The sequence below is a fragment of the Prevotella sp. MGM1 genome (genome assembly GCF_002933775.1).
Taxonomy (GTDB): Bacteria; Bacteroidota; Bacteroidia; order Bacteroidales; family Bacteroidaceae; genus Prevotella.
In genome coordinates this window covers 96,508-112,758 of record NZ_BEWV01000221.1, presented here as the reverse complement: position 1 = coordinate 112,758, position 16,251 = coordinate 96,508, and the positions used below count along the sequence as shown (strand labels likewise).

Below are 16,251 nucleotides of genomic sequence, written 5' to 3'. Positions count from 1 at the left end.
CAAAATCAAAGACGGCATGAATACACACCTGGAAAGAAAATCTTACCAATAACTTATATAATAACAATTTAAAACAAACATGAATAAATTCGGATTACTGTTAGGTTTGTTGCTGACTGCCGGTCCGTCTGTGATGCTCGGACAAATAGAGAAGAGCATCAGACTGAACGAGGTCGTGACCGACAACACAGCCGGTTTGCAGGACGAATACGGACATTGCAGTCCATGGATAGAGATTGCCAACGTGTCGCACACTACGTATAACATACGCGGCATGTATCTCACCACAGACCGCTCCGTGCTCGACAAGAACATGAGCGTGCCTGAAAGGGTAAAGCGCATGTGCATAATCCCCAACGGGGAACCGCGCACAAACATCGGCGGGCAACAGCACCTGCTGTTCTTCTGCAACAGCAACCCGGCGCAAGGCTCATTCTACTTGCCGCTGCAAATAGAACCGGGAAAGCCAGTATGGATAGCCCTCTACAACGGAAACGCCACCGAACTGCTCGACTCGGTGACCGTGCCGGCTCTTGCCGAGAACAAGTCGTACGCACGACAGGATAAAGGCGTGAGGATGTGGCAGGTCAAACCTGAAGACGCGGTCACTCCGGGCATATCCAACTATATCAAGGTCAGTGAGTCGAAAATAGCCAAACTGAAAAGGGAGGATCCGCACGGATTCGGCATTTCGGTGCTCGCCATGAGCATTGTTTTTTCTTGTCTGGCATTGCTATTTATTGTATTCACTCTTTTCGGACTCTTCATGCGCCACAGGAACACGGCCAAGAAAGTGGCCAATATGCAACCGCTGAAAGTCGGGGTGAAAACGGTGGAGAAGACGACCGAGATAGGACACAAGACAAGCGTAATCCTTCAAGACGGCCTCAAGACAAAGGGTATAGACAAGGAGATATACATCGCCGTGATATCAATGGCTCTGCATGAGTATCAGAACAACATACATGATATGGAAAGCGGTGTGATCACCATCAAGCCCAAACACACAGACTGGAATGTCGAGTACATACAAATGACACAATTTCACGAATAAAAAACAAACATAACAGCATTATCATCATGAACCAGAATAAATATCAATATAAGGTACAAGGCGTAGACTACGACGTTGAGATAGAAGAATTGGTGGGAAACGTTGCCACCGTCAAAGTTAACGGGGTATCATTTGAGGTGGAACTGAAACACCCCATAAATCCGGCCCACGCCATTTCACACGCAAAGGTGGAAGCGCCCAAACCGGCTCCAGCCCAGTCCAAGACAACGACAACGGCTTCCGTAAGACCCACACAACCCGCGGCACAAGCCGGTGAAGGAACCCCCACGACGGCACCACTGCCAGGAACGATTGTGTCCGTATGCGTAAAAGTGGGAGACAAGGTCAATGCGGGAGACACTGTGGTAATCCTCGAAGCGATGAAGATGCAGAACAACATCGAAAGCGAGAACTCAGGTACCGTGACTTCAATATCCGTTAATCAGGGCGACTCGGTCATGGAAGGTGCCGTGCTGCTCACAATAGCATGATGACGATATGGGATTTACTGATTTTTTGATTGAGAACTTCAACGAGTTCCTTACCTACACAGGCTTCGTAAACGCCACTGCGGGTAATCTGATCATGATCGCTGTGGGTGCGGCACTCATCTATCTTGCCATCAAGAAAGACTTTGAGCCGCTGCTTCTCATACCCATCGGATTGGGAATAATACTCGGAAACATACCTTTCCGCACCGACGCCGGTCTCGAAATAGGCCTGTATGAAGACAATTCGGTGCTCAACATCTTCTACCAAGGTGTCCGCATGGGCTGGTATCCGCCTCTGGTATTCCTCGGGATAGGTGCCATGACAGACTTCTCGGCACTCATTGCCAACCCGAAACTGGTGCTTATAGGTGCGGCCGCACAGTTCGGTATATTCGGAGCATACATGGTTGCGCTCGCGCTCGGCTTCGAACCAAACCAAGCCGCGGGCATCGCAATCATCGGAGGTGCGGACGGACCTACGGCCATCTTCCTGTCGTCAAAACTTAGCCCGAACCTAATGGGAGCCATTGCGGTGTGCGCATATTCATACATGGCACTCGTTCCACTGATCCAACCGCCGCTCATGCGCCTGCTCACGACAAAGAAAGAGCGCGTGATACGCATGAAACCGGCTCGACAGGTGAGCCAGACAGAGCGTATCCTCTTCCCTATCATCGGACTCCTGCTCACCACATTCATCGTACCTTCGGGTCTGCCGTTGCTCGGCATGCTCTTCTTCGGCAATCTGCTGAAAGAATCCGGCAAGACGACACGCCTCGCAAAAACTGCCGGTTCGGCTCTGAACGACATCGTGGTGATGCTGCTCGGTCTGACAGTGGGATGCTCGACACAGGCCAGCGAGTTCCTTACCGTGAACACATTGTTCATCTTCCTCATCGGAGCATGCGCATTCATGGTTGCGACGGCAAGCGGAGTGCTGTTCGTCAAGTTCATGAACTTGTTCCTGCCGCAAGATAAAAAACTCAACCCGCTTATCGGAAACGCCGGTGTCTCGGCCGTACCTATGAGCGCACGAATAAGCAACAACCTCGGACTTGAATATGACCGGCACAACTTCCTGCTCATGCACGCCATGGGTCCGAATGTAGCCGGTGTAATCGGTTCGGCTGTGGCGGCAGGTACCCTGCTCGGTTTCTTATCATAATCCACCCGGTTTTACGTCAAAAAAAATAACGCCGGAATGTTCATGACTTATGATAATGTCACATTCATTTATATACAAACGGCCATTTCTCTGACATTGGATGACAGAATGTTAGTGTTGAATGGAAGCTCATTTTAACGATCGATAATGATTCGTCTAATGCAGGATGAGAATTGTTTAACAAGCAGCACATATACATTCCATGAACGGTAACAGACCGAAAATAGCTATAATTGACCCTAATACCCTTGCGGTATTAGGGTTAAAAAATATATTACAGGATGTGATACCCATTGCGGCTATCGACAATTACGGCTCGTTCACAGAACTTCAAGCCAATAACGCGGACAAGTATTTCCACTATTTCGTGTCAATGGATATTCTGTTGCGCAACCGCAGTTTCTTTGCCGAGCGACGAAACAAGACAATAGTGCTAACAATCGGCACGGATCCCGAGTCGCAGCCGAGCGGATTTCACAGCATTTGCGTAAACGTTCCGGAACAACAACTGATAAAATCCATACTGGCACTCGAACAGCGAGCACATGCCAACGGCCGCAACCTTCCTCCACTACCCCAACCCGCACAAACAAAAATACTATCCGACCGTGAAATAGAAGTCATGGCTCTTATCACGCAAGGGTTTATCAACAAAGAGATAGCCGACCGGCTGAACATCAGTATCACCACCGTCATGACCCATCGTAAGAATATAATGGAAAAGCTGAATATCAAAAGTGTCTCTGCCCTGACTGTTTTTGCAGTCACTCACGGTTATGTCGACATAAGCAAAATATGATATTTCACGCCGAAAAGCCTCAAAAACAGCCAAAAACGAATACGAAAATATCAAGCATAAAAGCCGGTTGCCTAACAAAAGAAATACAAATGCAACCAAAAACAGCACCGGTTGATCTATAAGAAAACTAACCTTACGGCAAACAACGGGAACGCCAGGATATCAAAAGAACCGATATTGCAACCGAAAAGAAAAACGTCCTGAACCATAAAAGAACCGATTACGGTCTAAAGCGGAAGTCTATAAAATTATAAAAACAACCTATATCACACCGTCGGAAGCGGAATTTATCCACTTATAAAAAACACTTGCCGACGCAGAAACTCTGTCAATCTTTATAACTTATTGATACTTACTTTCTTGTGGTGATGCTCGGGAGATTTTAGCAACAGAATAGCAACAAATGTCTGACAACTCCTGAAAAGTCGGATCTTGAGGCTTATTTTCCACGCAAAAAATAAGAGATTACGATAAGAAAAAATCCAATCATAATCTCGTATGTGCTTCTACCGCAAACACATCGAGCAAACATAATGCCCATTTATCACATGGCTAACAACCAATCCAATATCCGGCTCCTTCATAAACATGACTTATCAATGACCATTTCAGATATTACGTTATCCATAACGGACAAACAGCGCCATGATAGTTATAATCCGGAAGGATTAATTAAGACACCCGTTCCATAACAGACAAAAAAACATGTTAACGACAAATGAATATTCATCCCGCGGCATATATATATGTCATTCATTGCAAACATACTCCTAAACAGACCATAAATCAATGACATGTCAACAACAAACGCAAAGCGGTAATGCTCTCTATGCCATACTTTTATGAATATGAACCGCCCTATTTCCAGAACCGTGAGGTTATATCCGTGAAGTCATCGCCTGACGCACGTTTGTAAAGCCTCTGGTTCGTGGTGCGCTCTTTCAGGCACCCGAGATGCTTGATATATGGTCCGAGCTTTATATAATCAAAGTCAGTCTTGCGCACTGCGGACGGTACACGACTGCGACCGCTATACCACGCCACCTTCAACCCCGGATGCTCACGGTGCAGATAGCGGGCAAGTGTGTTCACATACGTCGGTTCTGCGTCTCCACCCATAAAACAGACACAGGTTATATCGCTTCCATATTCCTTTATAAACCCCTCCAAAACCATTGGCGTCAGCGGCTCACCGATATTCTGCCACAGGTATTGGCTGTGACAACCCGGACACCGGCACGGACAGTTAGACAGATTTATAGAGAGTGTGACCTCGTCGGGGATCTCCTGAAATACCACTCCCGTATTCACAAAGTTAAGCATACGCTCATCTGATTGACAATTGAATATTGATTATCCTTTATTAACCCAGACCGCAGACGGCATAAAATCAATCACTCCGCCCGCCAACCACACACAGCAGACCGTCATTATAAATCGGCATGCGCATAGTGTCTGCGGCTTGCCTCCCTCTGACGGGCCTCCGAGAAATTGCTCACACGCTTCAGATAACCGATGATACGCGTCATGTAGTCTATATTATTCGAGTGGCACTTAGGACACTCGTGCAAATAGCGCTTATCTATCGTACCGCAATCATTGCATATTGTATTCGGTATATTGAAAGTGAAATAATTGCATCCCTCTCTCGCCGCCACGTTGAGCAACTGACGATACTGTGCTTTCGAGAGGTGTTCTTCAAGATTCATGTGCAGTGCCGAACCACCTGTGAGGTGCTGAATGTAAGGAGCTCCATGCAACTTGAACTTGTCGATGATATTCAATGAGTCGTCTTCCACTATATAGAAATAACTGTTGTAGCAGTCGCGCGGCACGAAATAGCCGTCTTCCCTATCCCACTTGGAATGCTTCACACCAACATTCTCCGCAGGAATCATCTCGCAGTTGAACAGTACATCCTTCGTGCGATACTCCTTGTTCTTCCGCTCTACCAGTCCGAGCACTGTCTGCACAAAATTCAGATAATCGGGATTATCGGTGATAGCAAGCCCCATAAACTCGGCTGCCTCAACGAGTCCATTCACTCCTATTGTCAGATACTGCCGGCCAATATTGATATATCCCGCATCGAACAGAGGAAGCATGCCATGCTGCCACAACTCTTTCAGGTTTTCATTATAAGCGAGTTGCACTTTGTGGCAAAGATCTATCACATCTGTGAGATACTCCTTATAGTCCATGTTGTTGTTCACGGCATACTGTATGCAGCGGTTCAGGTTTATCGTCAGCACACTCTTGGAACCTGTCGACACACCGCCCGCACCGAGAGTATAGCTAAATCCGTTGTCCTGTATCTCGTTGCGCAACCTACAACAACTCGAAAGAGAATCGGCATTGTCACTCATATAAGTAAAGAACGAGTGACCTTCTGAATACATCTCGGAAGTGAAATCGGCCATGTCGGCGTCTATCATTTCACCGTCTTTGCTCAGCAGGGCCATTGTTTCCACCGGGAAAGTGAGCACTGCCTTTGTGCGTTCCCTGTTAAACCATTTCATGAAACGCTTTTGAAGCCAGCAAAGTCCGTTCCAATCGGGCTGACTGCCGTCGGGAAAATAAAACTCTCCGAAAAGGCTTTCGAAATACGGTTTGTCGTAGTATGCTATATTCCAGAATACCGCCTGATAATTACGGGCTCCTGTAGGCTGGTTTATCGAGTACACAATCTGCTCGAAACAGTCGGTTATCACTTTGTCGATCGTACGCCGCTTTGCCGACAGGTCTACCACATCACCCGCTTTCTTATAGTAATCACGGCCATATTCCAAACCGATAAAATAATTGAGATACATAAGAAATTCCGGTGTGGCACATGCCCCGCTGAGCATGCTTGACACCATGAACACCATGTTGACAAAACCGCCGCAGAACGATTTAAGATTTGTCGGAGCCGTCGAATTGCCACCGATAGACATTGTCCCACCGATAAGCCACGGGTACATCGTTATAGATGCGCAATAGTTTGCCAGGCTCGTCTCATCATTCTTATATATAAAATGATGCGTGAGCAGGTCGATGTATTTGTCTGACAGGTCCTTACCATACATTTTCTTTATACGGTCTGTCATCAGACGACGGTTAAGCCGGATAAAACTCGATTTGGGCAACTCTCCTATGAGTGTCGCTATGTTCTTATGCTCCACGTTAGCATTTGCGTCATATTTAGAGCCGGTGGCGGCATTGGCAGCCTCACAATAGTCGGCGAGAAATTTCAGTTTGTCCATCGTCTCCCGGTCCTCAGTGTGCCGCTGCCGATAAAGCATGAACGATTTGGCAACCCTATAGTAGCCTTCTTTCATCAACGACTCCTCCACTTGGTTCTGTATCTCCTCTACCGTGATACCCTCATGAATATCGAGATGGCTCAATATACTTGATATATGCCCCAGGTCGGCAGGCTCTTTTACAGACTCGAACGCCTTGATGATGGCATTCATTATTTTATCGAGTGAGAAACGATCTGTCGAACCGTCTCTTTTCGTAATGGTAAAGCTCTTTATTTCCATCGCAAGTTACTCTTTTTGGAAAACTTTTTTGAATTTAATTTTCAAAAAGTTTTCCGTTTTTGAAAATTTATTGTTAGATTTCTCTCTTTCCGGTTGAACACTTTGGATTACCAAAGCCGGATGCAAAGATACAATAAAATCCGATACCACGTACCGGATTTGCCATAATTTATATGTATAATCACAAACTTTTCTTCACAGCTTAACTGCCGAAATATCCACCAGCCCGTTCACTATCGCATATATCGTCAGGCCTGCCGGACTGTGTATCTGCAACTTACGGGCTATGTTCCGGCGGTGTGTAATAACCGTGTTCACACTGATGCACAGATGATCGGCAATCTCCTTGTTCGCCATCCCCTGTACGAGAGCCACGATTACGTCACGCTCACGCTCCGAGAGCATGTCACCGTTCTCCTGCCCTCCCTTGAATACCATCGACGATATGTTTTTCGTCACGTCGCTGCGACGCGACAACCGTTCAAGCCGCCTGATAGCAGGCACAAACACCTTGTCTTCCACCTGGGCGTGCAGGCTCAGCCACTCCTCATTGTTATATATGTCGTGCAGGGTTGCCATAAGCTGGTTATTCCTACGCACATCCGACGGCATATATTTGATAATCAGTATTTTCAGCTCTTTAAGTTTCTCAGATGCTTCCTCGTGTGTCTTTGAGAACGTCTCTATCGTGTAGTCGCCCGCGGCACGCCCTTCCAGAAGCGCATTCACGTATGGGAACAGTGTCTGCTCCTCATACATCATGTGCCTGCGTATCTCTCTGGAATACTCGTCGTAAAGTTTCATTATCAATATGCCGAGACTGTCGCTCTCGTCTATCGACTCGGCCAGCTCGCGCCGGATGAACGGCAGTTGGAAGTCGAGATAGTACACATGGCTCGCTTCGAGATAGTGCAGCAACGTGGGCACGGACAGCTGTTCATCGTTGTCGAAATCGGAATAGCCGTTGATCACGAGGTTCACCACAGCGAGAAACGTGTATGTGTCGACGCCATTGTCCTCGCAAATCTCCTTCACCGTCTTGTCTCCGAAACCGAGATTGATGCCGAAACTGCCGAGCGACTGCAACAGGTCGTAGTTGTCTTTGATGAGCGATATCATCTTGTCGCCCGCCTCATATATCTTCTGATGTTTCATTGTTTTTAGCCATTTACCTTTATTCCATGCAAAAATAAACAAATTAAAGCATTCCGACAATAATCATTTGTAAGTATTTAAGCCATCCGAATTATTCACGTCATGGCATTTTTTAGGTAATCATTAATACGCAAAAACACTGCCGGAGGGCATTATACACCGCTATTATTTCAATAACTACTTTCACAAATACATCAGAACAAAAGGAAAACAATGGCGGATTTAAGACATACTATGTATGGAAAGCGGCGCAAAGGTATCACGGCCTGTACGCCGTGATACCTATATCTCTGCCCGAGGCGTATCCGGCCAGCAGACCGCCGACATACCGGGCGTTAGCCATTACCTGCCCTTCATCACCGTCATAACCGTTTATCAGCACGAGCACATGGCGTGTTTCCATCGTCATCTTGGTACGCTCGTTGTCGCTTGTAGGCGTACCCACACCACCGGCGGCATCCCTGTATACAGGCAGACCGGCTATATTGAGCATCCCACGGCCTATCCCCTCATAAGGCTCGCCTTCACGGCCGATGCCGAGCGTGAGAGTGTCACCCTCAAACCGGCCGGCGTCGAAACCGCCGATACTGTATCCGTAAGCAATGCTCGCAAGGTTGACAAGGTCTACGAGCGTATCTATCCTGTACAAAGGCTTACCCTGTATGATGCGCCTCATGAGCGCCTCGGCCGCCGGACGGTAGCGGCTCGGATCCTTTCCGCACGCCTTGTACACACGTCTCGTGGCATCGATGCCCGATATTTGCTTTATCGTCTCCGTGGTATGTTCAGCCCTAAACCGCTCGGCAAGAGTGTCTATCTCGCTCCACAGAGCGGCGTTATGCTCCGTATTGACCACCCGTGCCTCCACCGCCGCACCCACAAAACCCGGACACACGGTCTCTATCTCGCTTGAAACAATTATCCTCATCTCGTCAAATAGCATTAAAACGTTCTTTCATCACAACCGATCCGCAAGCAAAAAGCAATGGCGACGCCCATCATCACCAAGCGGAATACCTGCCTATCGGCTACTCACCCAACATAGTAAGGAACTCATCCTCGTCCACTATGCGTACCCCGAGTTTTTCAGCCTTTTGCAACTTGGCCGGCCCCATGTTGTCGCCGGCGAGTATGAAAGAGGTTTTTGAACTTATCGAACCAACGCTCTTACCTCCGTTCCGCTCTATCATCTCTTTATACTCGTCGCGTCCGTGATGCCTGAACACACCGCTGATGACCACCGACTGCCCCGCCAGCTTGTCGCTGCCGCCCGCCATCTGCTCTTCCGAGAGTCGCATACAGACCCCATGCCCACGCAGACGTGATATTATTTCGAGATTTTTCCCGTCGCGGAAATATGTCATCACGCTGCGGGCTATCACCTCACCGATGCCTTCCACCTGAGTAAGTTCATCCATACCGGCCGCCGCCAATGCTTCCATTGTCTTGAAATGGCGTGCCAGCAACTTGGCGGACGTCTCACCGACAAAGCGTATGCCGAGGGCAAACACCACCCGCTCAAACGGCACTCCGACCGAGGCCGCTATACCCTGGACAATCTTTTGCGCCGATTTGGCGCGGCTGCCGTCACCGTTTATCTGCTGAATGTCGATATCGTATAAATCGGCTATATCATGTATCAGTCCCCTACGGAAATAATCGTCTATCGTCTCCGGACCGAGGCTCTCGATGTCCATTGCCTTACGGGATATGAAATGCTCTATACGCCCCTTTATCTGCGGAGGACATCCGGTATCGTTCGGGCAGTAATATGCCGCCTCTCCATCATAGCGCACAAGCTCGGCATCGCATTCGGGACATCGTTTTACAAACTCCACGGCCTTTGTTCCGGCCTCACGGCTGTCTGTGTCCACACCGACAATCTTAGGTATTATCTCCCCTCCCTTTTCCACATACACGTAGTCACCATCGTGCAGATCGAGACTGCGTATGAAATCGGCGTTGTTCAGCGTGGCGCGCCTGACAGTGGTACCGGCAAGCCGCACCGGTTCCATATTGGCAACTGGAGTCACCGCACCCGTGCGTCCCACCTGAAAAGTAACATCGACAAGCCGTGTACGCTCCCTCTCGGCCTTGAATTTATATGCTATGGCCCACCTCGGGCTTTTTGCCGTATACCCAAGAGCACGTTGCTGGCGATGCGAATTGACTTTCAGTACAATGCCGTCTGTAGCCACAGGCAGATTTTTACGCTCCTCGTCCCAGTACCTTATGAACTCGTATATCTCGTCGAGGTTCTTCACCTTGCGCATGCCGTCGCTTATCTTGAAACCCCACGAGCGGGCAGCTTCCAGGTTCTCATAATGCCCGTCGGCCGGAAGTCCATCGCCAAGCATGTAATAAAGATAGGCATCGAGACGCCGGCCTGCCACAAGAGCCGAGTTCTGACTCTTCAAAGTGCCGCTCGCCGCATTGCGCGGATTGGCAAACAGCGGCTCTCCGGCCGCCTCACGCTCTTTGTTTAGCCGCTCGAAAACGCTCCAAGGCATGAGGATCTCGCCACGTATTTCAAACTCTCCCGGAGGAATGACCTGTCCGGAAGAGTGTGGCGCGGTAAACAACTCCAACGGTATTGTCCTTATCGTCTTAACATTGGCCGTCACATCATCGCCACGCACACCGTCTCCTCTGGTGACGGCACGCACAAGTTTTCCGTCGATGTATGTGAGACTTATCGACAGACCGTCGTATTTCATCTCGCAGCAAATATCAAACTCCTCACCGCCAAGCCCTTTCTTCACCGAGTTGTAGAAGTCGGCCACTTCCTGTTCGCTGTACGTATTGGACAGTGACAGCATCGGATAGCGGTGCTCCACCTGCACAAACTCACGGTTTATATCGCTGCCTACACGTTGCGTCGGCGAATTTTCATCGGCCATGTCCGGATGGCGGCCTTCAAGGTTTTGAAGCTCACGCATCATCATGTCAAACTCAATGTCGCCGATTGTCGGCGCGTTCAAAACATAGTATCTGTAATTATGCTCGTGCAACTCCCTGCGCAGTTGCAATATTCTGTCTTTCTCGCTCATCGCTGTCATCATTTTAATATGCTTAGGATTATCCGAAATCGTACGATGCCACTTTTACCATACACGTCGGTCTTACGCATACCCCCGTGTCGAGGCACATCATTATATAGTGCAAACTTACAAAAAATATACCGAAAGACGAAACAGACAATTGTTTTATTTGGCCGTGACAGGATAAAACATAAATAAAGCAGGTATGAAATCCAAATGACATGCGGCATAAAAAGCGTAGGGCATATCGCGCTGTATATCGTGATAAAGCTTGCACCAACGCTTGTTTTTAATTACTTTTGCATACGACAAAAACATAATGAAACGACACGACCATGATAAATATTTACAAATACATGTATACCCCAACCACACTACCACAACCGTCTGTGAATATTTATTCGCTTTCTGGAACTGTAATATTTGACAAACGGAAGAAATAACCGCTCCCGCATACTCATATATTCCGCTTCAAACGGAACGCACGGCAATCCCACAGCCCGAACGGCAACGGATAAAGAAGTGCGAACAACGGCTAAAACAGACTGCGACGAGGTGCCCGATGCTCTGCATCGGGCACCTCGTCGCATTATAACGGGATACCCGTTGCATTGCATTTAGACGCTAAACGCGATCCAACGGGATACCGAATGCAATGCAACGGGTATCCGAATGAAAAAAAAACTGTTTCCGGACGATATATACCGAACAGAGCACCTTGACACAACAAATAATTTATCAATTTTCAAAGGAAAGCCCAAATCCACCACCCGGCATTGCATATATATGCACGAAACAGGCCATAGGAAAGCGTTAAAGAACCGACGCCCTTCAGATGACGTTTTATTTACATCCTCACCGGAGACGACATCTTCATGGCATTGCATGCCGCCACCGTCTTACAGTAAATCAGCATCATAGGATACCAATCCATACATCCGGCAAAAACGGTATAAAAAACAAATATGGGGCAAGACTTCGTTATGTCTTGCCCCATACTCATAATTCCGGACTATGCGTCCTTATTTCGCGTATGCCACGCTGCGAGTCTCCCGGATGACGGTTATTTTCACCTGTCCGGGATATGTCATCTCGTTCTGTATCTTGTTGGCAATCTCGCTCGAAAGAGCCTCTGTCTGCACATCGTCCATCTTGTCGGCGCCAACGATGACACGAAGCTCGCGTCCTGCCTGTATGGCATAGGTCTTGGTGACACCGGGATAGCTCATCGCAATGGCTTCGAGGTCGTTAAGGCGCTTGATATATGCCTCCACTATCTCACGGCGCGCGCCAGGACGGGCACCGCTGATTGCGTCGCACACCTGAACAATGGGAGCAAGCAGAGTGTTCATCTCGCACTCGTCGTGGTGTGCGGCAATCGCATTGCAGATATCGGGTTTCTCCCTGTATTTCTCAGCCAGCTTGGCACCATAGAGTGCGTGCGGCAGTTCGCTCTCCTCATCAGGCACCTTACCTATATCGTGAAGCAATCCGGCACGCTTGGCCTTCTTCGGATTGAGACCGAGCTCAGAAGCCATTACGGCACAGAGGTTGGCCGTCTCACGGGCATGTTGCAGAAGGTTCTGACCGTAAGAACTGCGGTACTTCATCTTACCGACGATACGTGTAAGCTCGGGGTGAAGCCCGTGTATACCAAGATCGATCGCAGTACGCTTACCGGTCTCTATCACCTCGTTCTCTATCTGCTTTCTCACTTTCTGCACAACCTCCTCTATGCGGGCGGGGTGTATGCGGCCGTCGGCAACAAGCTGATGCAACGCAAGGCGGCAAATCTCACGACGAATAGGGTCGAAAGCGCTGATAACAATCGCCTCGGGGGTGTCGTCGACCACGATTTCCACACCTGTAGCCGCTTCAAGCGCACGGATGTTACGGCCTTCACGACCGATGATACGACCCTTCACCTCGTCATTGTCGATGTGGAACACGCTCACGCTGTTCTCTATCGCCGTCTCGGTGGCCACACGCTGTATTGTCTGTATGACGATCTTGCGTGCCTGTGCGTTGGCGTTGAGTTTCGCCTCGTCCATAATCTCGTTGATATAGCTCTGCGCATCGGTCTTGGCCTCGTCTTTCATGGCCTCTACCAGACGGTATTTCGCCTCTTCCGCGCTAAGCCCTGACAACTCTTCGAGCTTGGCACGCTCTTGAAGCTGCATCTTTTCAAGCTCCTCGTTCTTTATCTGCAACAGTTTCTTCTCGTTGTCGATACGTACCTGCTGGTTGTCGAGATCGTTCTTCCGGCGGCCAAGCTCTTCCTGGCGCTGGTTGAGCGATATTTCACGCTGCTTCAACTTGTTCTCACTTTGCTGGATATGCTGATTGCGCACCTGCACTTCTTTTTCAAGCTCGCTCTTCTTGTTGAGGAACTTCTCCTTCACTTCGAGTAGCTTTTTCTCTTTCATCACCTCGGCGTCTTTCTCGGCCAAGGCTATCATCTCGTTATATTTCCCTTTTATTATATATCGGAAAACAAGATATCCGCAAAGCCCCCCTATGATGAGAGTGGCCGCGGCGATAATTATTGTTAGAACCATAAATTAATAATATGTTGTTGTTAATATTCTCATTTCTTTTTCTCTCCGAGCGCATCCTCTATCTCGGCAGTCAGTGTATTGAGAATATCGTTATATGGAGCGACATCGTTCTTCGCACGTTCTTTCTGGTGCTGAAGCGCGATGTCTATAAGCGTCATCAACGCTATGGTATGGTCACTCTTGCGTCCCTTAAATATCTGTGAGTAGACATTGTACCGGTCCGTGATATGCTTGGCGGCCGCACGGTAATATTCCTCTTCCGCACGGTCTATGACCACCTCTATCTCTTCATCATATACATGTAGGCGTATATGCAACTTATCTCTGTTCTGTTCTGCCATCTTCCTCACTACTTTTGTTCCGTAAGGACCGCGATGCACTTGTTTACATCTCTGATGAGCTTGGCCAGCCTGTTCTTGGCCGTCTCCAAGTCTCCATCCGTGATCTCCATCATCTTCGCCATCTTCAAAGAGTCATAGTCGCTGCTCCTGTTTTCCAAGTCTGCGCGAAGACGTCTTATGTCTTTCTCGTTCTGATCGACCATTGCATAAAGCTCTTCGTTTTCCTTTTTCAATTCCTGAAAGCGAAGTATCATCTGCCTGACACGGGTCTGAAAGGTTGTCAACGTCTGTTCGTTCGGAGCCATTGCTTTTCTCTTTATCTTACAAAGATATTATTTTTCTTCCAATTTTAAGTGCCGCTTGTATATCGTTTAATGTTTTTTAATTCTTTACATTATTGCCGATAACCCGAAATTCATTTCTTTATGTCCTCGTCTTTCGGCTTCGGCTCTTTCTTGGCAAGTGTCACCACCTTGTAAACAAAATCGGTGACCCACTTCTGACTGAATCCCAACCTGCGGTCATACTCGCGTATCGACACCACTGCCTTGAGCACACCGGGATCTTTATAGTCGTTCTTTGTGAAAATGTCATTCACGGTCTTCTCCGTCATCATATAAAGAGCCTTGTTGAAGAAACCTGGTATGCGCAACTTGAACTTCATCAAATTGCCCATGAGCATCATCAAATCCTGTGTAAAACCCTGAAACTGAAACATGTAAGCCTGTATATCCTGCATCTTACGGCAGTTACGGCGAAGGCTCTGGTCTATCTCCTTAAAGAAACTGTCGTCCATCGAGTAGATGTCTTTCAGCATCTTGCGGCAACGCGACTTCTCACCCACACCGAGCTTGTTATTTACCGTAGGCACATGAAGCGTTGTCTTGAAAACCCTCAAGTCGGGAAGCATCGCAAGATTGGTAATGCCAAGATCGGCCGCCATGGCAGCCTGAAAATAAACACGTATCAGGGTCATGAAATCTTCCATACCGCCTGTCTTATGTGTCTCTTCTTCCTTCCGTCCGAATAATTTAGATATTATATTCATAAAATTTATTTTCAATAAAAGCGGGAATATACGAAATCGAAGTCCAAACGATACGCAATAAGCCGCTGATCATACGTCTTTCAGCATGCAAAGTTAATTATTTTTCCTCATATTATAATTAAATTCCATGTAAAATATATGGTAATGCAGGAAAAAAGACTTACCTTTGCCGAAAATTTCAAACTATTACTCAGCTATAACGTGAAAGGAATTGTTTTGGCAGGTGGTAGCGGCACACGGCTCTACCCTATAACCAAGGGGGTCAGTAAACAACTGATACCTATTTTCGACAAGCCGATGATATACTATCCTATATCAGTACTGATGCTTGCCGGAATAAAAGACATATTGATTATCAGCACACCGGCAGACCTGCCCGGGTTCATACGGTTGCTGGGTGATGGAAGTTACTATGGCGTAAAATTCGAATATGCCGAGCAACCGTCGCCTGACGGACTTGCACAGGCATTCATCATCGGCGACAAGTTTATAGGCGATGACTCGGTATGCCTCGTATTGGGCGATAACATATTCTACGGAAGCGGCTTTTCGGGACTGCTCGAACAAAGCGTGAGAAACGCCGAAAAAGATAATCTCGCCACTGTATTCGGCTATTATGTAAACGACCCGGAACGATACGGGGTGGCGGAATTTGACGAAAAAGGCAACTGCTTGAGCATCGAGGAGAAACCGGAAAATCCGAAATCAAACTATGCCGTGGTAGGGTTATATTTCTATCCGAACAGCGTTGTAGAAATTGCGAGGCACATAAAGCCGAGCAAACGGGGAGAGCTTGAAATAACCACGGTGAACCAGGAGTATCTGGCACAAAAGAAGCTGAAAGTGCAGACTCTCCAACGGGGATTTGCATGGCTCGACACCGGAACACACGACAGTCTCAGCGAAGCCAGCACGTTCATTGAGGTAATCGAGAAACGGCAAGGCCTCAAGGTGGCGTGCCTCGAAGAGATCGCTTTCAGAAAAGGATGGATTACGAGGGAAAAGCTCCATGAACTGGCTCAGCCCATGATAAAAAACGACTACGGACAATATCTCATGAATATTTAAGAAC

14 protein-coding genes are annotated in these 16,251 nt (G+C 48.0%); 5 read left to right on the top strand and 9 right to left on the bottom strand.

Going from position 1 to position 16,251, the window contains the following annotated elements:
• Positions 1-79: 79 nt before the first annotated feature.
• From MoGM_RS12390 to MoGM_RS12375, 4 genes are all read left to right on the top strand, one after another.
• Complete coding sequence (locus tag MoGM_RS12390; protein WP_104370356.1) at positions 80-1,054, top strand: OadG family protein; 975 nt, start codon at positions 80-82, stop codon at positions 1,052-1,054.
• Between the two features lie 26 nt (positions 1,055-1,080).
• Positions 1,081-1,545, top strand: a complete 465-nt coding sequence (locus tag MoGM_RS12385; protein ID WP_104370355.1) for a biotin/lipoyl-containing protein — start codon at positions 1,081-1,083, stop codon at positions 1,543-1,545.
• A 7-nt stretch (positions 1,546-1,552) separates the two neighbouring features.
• Positions 1,553-2,710, top strand: coding sequence for a sodium ion-translocating decarboxylase subunit beta (locus tag MoGM_RS12380; RefSeq protein ID WP_104370354.1), 1,158 nt, complete (start codon positions 1,553-1,555; stop codon positions 2,708-2,710).
• Between the two features lie 202 nt (positions 2,711-2,912).
• Complete coding sequence (locus MoGM_RS12375; RefSeq protein WP_104370353.1) at positions 2,913-3,509, top strand: response regulator transcription factor; 597 nt, start codon at positions 2,913-2,915, stop codon at positions 3,507-3,509.
• Between the two features lie 858 nt (positions 3,510-4,367).
• Here the strand turns inward: MoGM_RS12375 and nrdG are convergent.
• The 9 genes from nrdG to MoGM_RS12330 form a co-directional block, all read right to left on the bottom strand.
• Entirely contained in the window at positions 4,368-4,832 is a 465-nt protein-coding gene (gene nrdG / locus MoGM_RS12370; RefSeq protein ID WP_104370352.1) for an anaerobic ribonucleoside-triphosphate reductase activating protein, read from the bottom strand.
• 107 nt (positions 4,833-4,939) lie between these two features.
• The gene (nrdD, locus tag MoGM_RS12365; RefSeq protein ID WP_104370351.1) at positions 4,940-7,036 is read right to left on the bottom strand and encodes an anaerobic ribonucleoside-triphosphate reductase; all 2,097 of its coding nucleotides are present in this window, start codon (positions 7,034-7,036) and stop codon (positions 4,940-4,942) included.
• 195 nt (positions 7,037-7,231) lie between these two features.
• A complete protein-coding gene (locus tag MoGM_RS12360; RefSeq protein WP_172204551.1) occupies positions 7,232-8,191 on the bottom strand; it encodes a LuxR C-terminal-related transcriptional regulator in 960 nt (319 codons plus the stop codon).
• A 259-nt stretch (positions 8,192-8,450) separates the two neighbouring features.
• On the bottom strand, positions 8,451-9,119 hold the full coding sequence (locus MoGM_RS12355) for a B3/4 domain-containing protein (RefSeq protein ID WP_104370403.1): 669 nt from the start codon (positions 9,117-9,119) through the stop codon (positions 8,451-8,453).
• A gap of 100 nt (positions 9,120-9,219) precedes the next feature.
• Positions 9,220-11,241 (bottom strand): NAD-dependent DNA ligase LigA, encoded by a 2,022-nt coding sequence (gene ligA, locus MoGM_RS12350; protein ID WP_104370402.1) that lies wholly within the window; start codon positions 11,239-11,241, stop codon positions 9,220-9,222.
• A 1,013-nt stretch (positions 11,242-12,254) separates the two neighbouring features.
• Complete coding sequence (gene rny / locus MoGM_RS12345; protein WP_104370350.1) at positions 12,255-13,790, bottom strand: ribonuclease Y; 1,536 nt, start codon at positions 13,788-13,790, stop codon at positions 12,255-12,257.
• A 29-nt stretch (positions 13,791-13,819) separates the two neighbouring features.
• The gene (locus tag MoGM_RS12340) at positions 13,820-14,131 is read right to left on the bottom strand and encodes a cell division protein ZapA (protein ID WP_104370349.1); all 312 of its coding nucleotides are present in this window, start codon (positions 14,129-14,131) and stop codon (positions 13,820-13,822) included.
• An 8-nt stretch (positions 14,132-14,139) separates the two neighbouring features.
• Positions 14,140-14,436 carry a hypothetical protein gene (locus MoGM_RS12335; protein WP_104370348.1) on the bottom strand — a complete coding sequence of 99 codons (297 nt, stop codon included), beginning with the start codon at positions 14,434-14,436 and terminating at the stop codon, positions 14,140-14,142.
• 110 nt (positions 14,437-14,546) lie between these two features.
• Positions 14,547-15,179: a hypothetical protein gene (locus MoGM_RS12330; RefSeq protein ID WP_104370347.1), complete on the bottom strand. Its 633-nt coding sequence runs from the start codon at positions 15,177-15,179 to the stop codon at positions 14,547-14,549.
• Between the two features lie 201 nt (positions 15,180-15,380).
• Between MoGM_RS12330 and rfbA the strand changes: the two genes are divergently transcribed.
• Positions 15,381-16,247: a glucose-1-phosphate thymidylyltransferase RfbA gene (gene rfbA, locus MoGM_RS12325; protein WP_104370401.1), complete on the top strand. Its 867-nt coding sequence runs from the start codon at positions 15,381-15,383 to the stop codon at positions 16,245-16,247.
• Positions 16,248-16,251 lie beyond the last annotated feature (4 nt).

Coding starts and splice junctions, on each gene's coding strand:
- MoGM_RS12390 (WP_104370356.1), top strand. CDS start 80: ATGAATAAATTCGGATTACTGTTAGGTTTGTTGCTGACTGCCGGTCCG.
- MoGM_RS12385 (WP_104370355.1), top strand. CDS start 1,081: ATGAACCAGAATAAATATCAATATAAGGTACAAGGCGTAGACTACGAC.
- MoGM_RS12380 (WP_104370354.1), top strand. CDS start 1,553: ATGGGATTTACTGATTTTTTGATTGAGAACTTCAACGAGTTCCTTACC.
- MoGM_RS12375 (WP_104370353.1), top strand. CDS start 2,913: ATGAACGGTAACAGACCGAAAATAGCTATAATTGACCCTAATACCCTT.
- nrdG (WP_104370352.1), bottom strand. CDS start 4,832: ATGCTTAACTTTGTGAATACGGGAGTGGTATTTCAGGAGATCCCCGAC.
- nrdD (WP_104370351.1), bottom strand. CDS start 7,036: ATGGAAATAAAGAGCTTTACCATTACGAAAAGAGACGGTTCGACAGAT.
- MoGM_RS12360 (WP_172204551.1), bottom strand. CDS start 8,191: ATGAAACATCAGAAGATATATGAGGCGGGCGACAAGATGATATCGCTC.
- MoGM_RS12355 (WP_104370403.1), bottom strand. CDS start 9,119: ATGAGGATAATTGTTTCAAGCGAGATAGAGACCGTGTGTCCGGGTTTT.
- ligA (WP_104370402.1), bottom strand. CDS start 11,241: ATGAGCGAGAAAGACAGAATATTGCAACTGCGCAGGGAGTTGCACGAG.
- rny (WP_104370350.1), bottom strand. CDS start 13,790: ATGGTTCTAACAATAATTATCGCCGCGGCCACTCTCATCATAGGGGGG.
- MoGM_RS12340 (WP_104370349.1), bottom strand. CDS start 14,131: ATGGCAGAACAGAACAGAGATAAGTTGCATATACGCCTACATGTATAT.
- MoGM_RS12335 (WP_104370348.1), bottom strand. CDS start 14,436: ATGGCTCCGAACGAACAGACGTTGACAACCTTTCAGACCCGTGTCAGG.
- MoGM_RS12330 (WP_104370347.1), bottom strand. CDS start 15,179: ATGAATATAATATCTAAATTATTCGGACGGAAGGAAGAAGAGACACAT.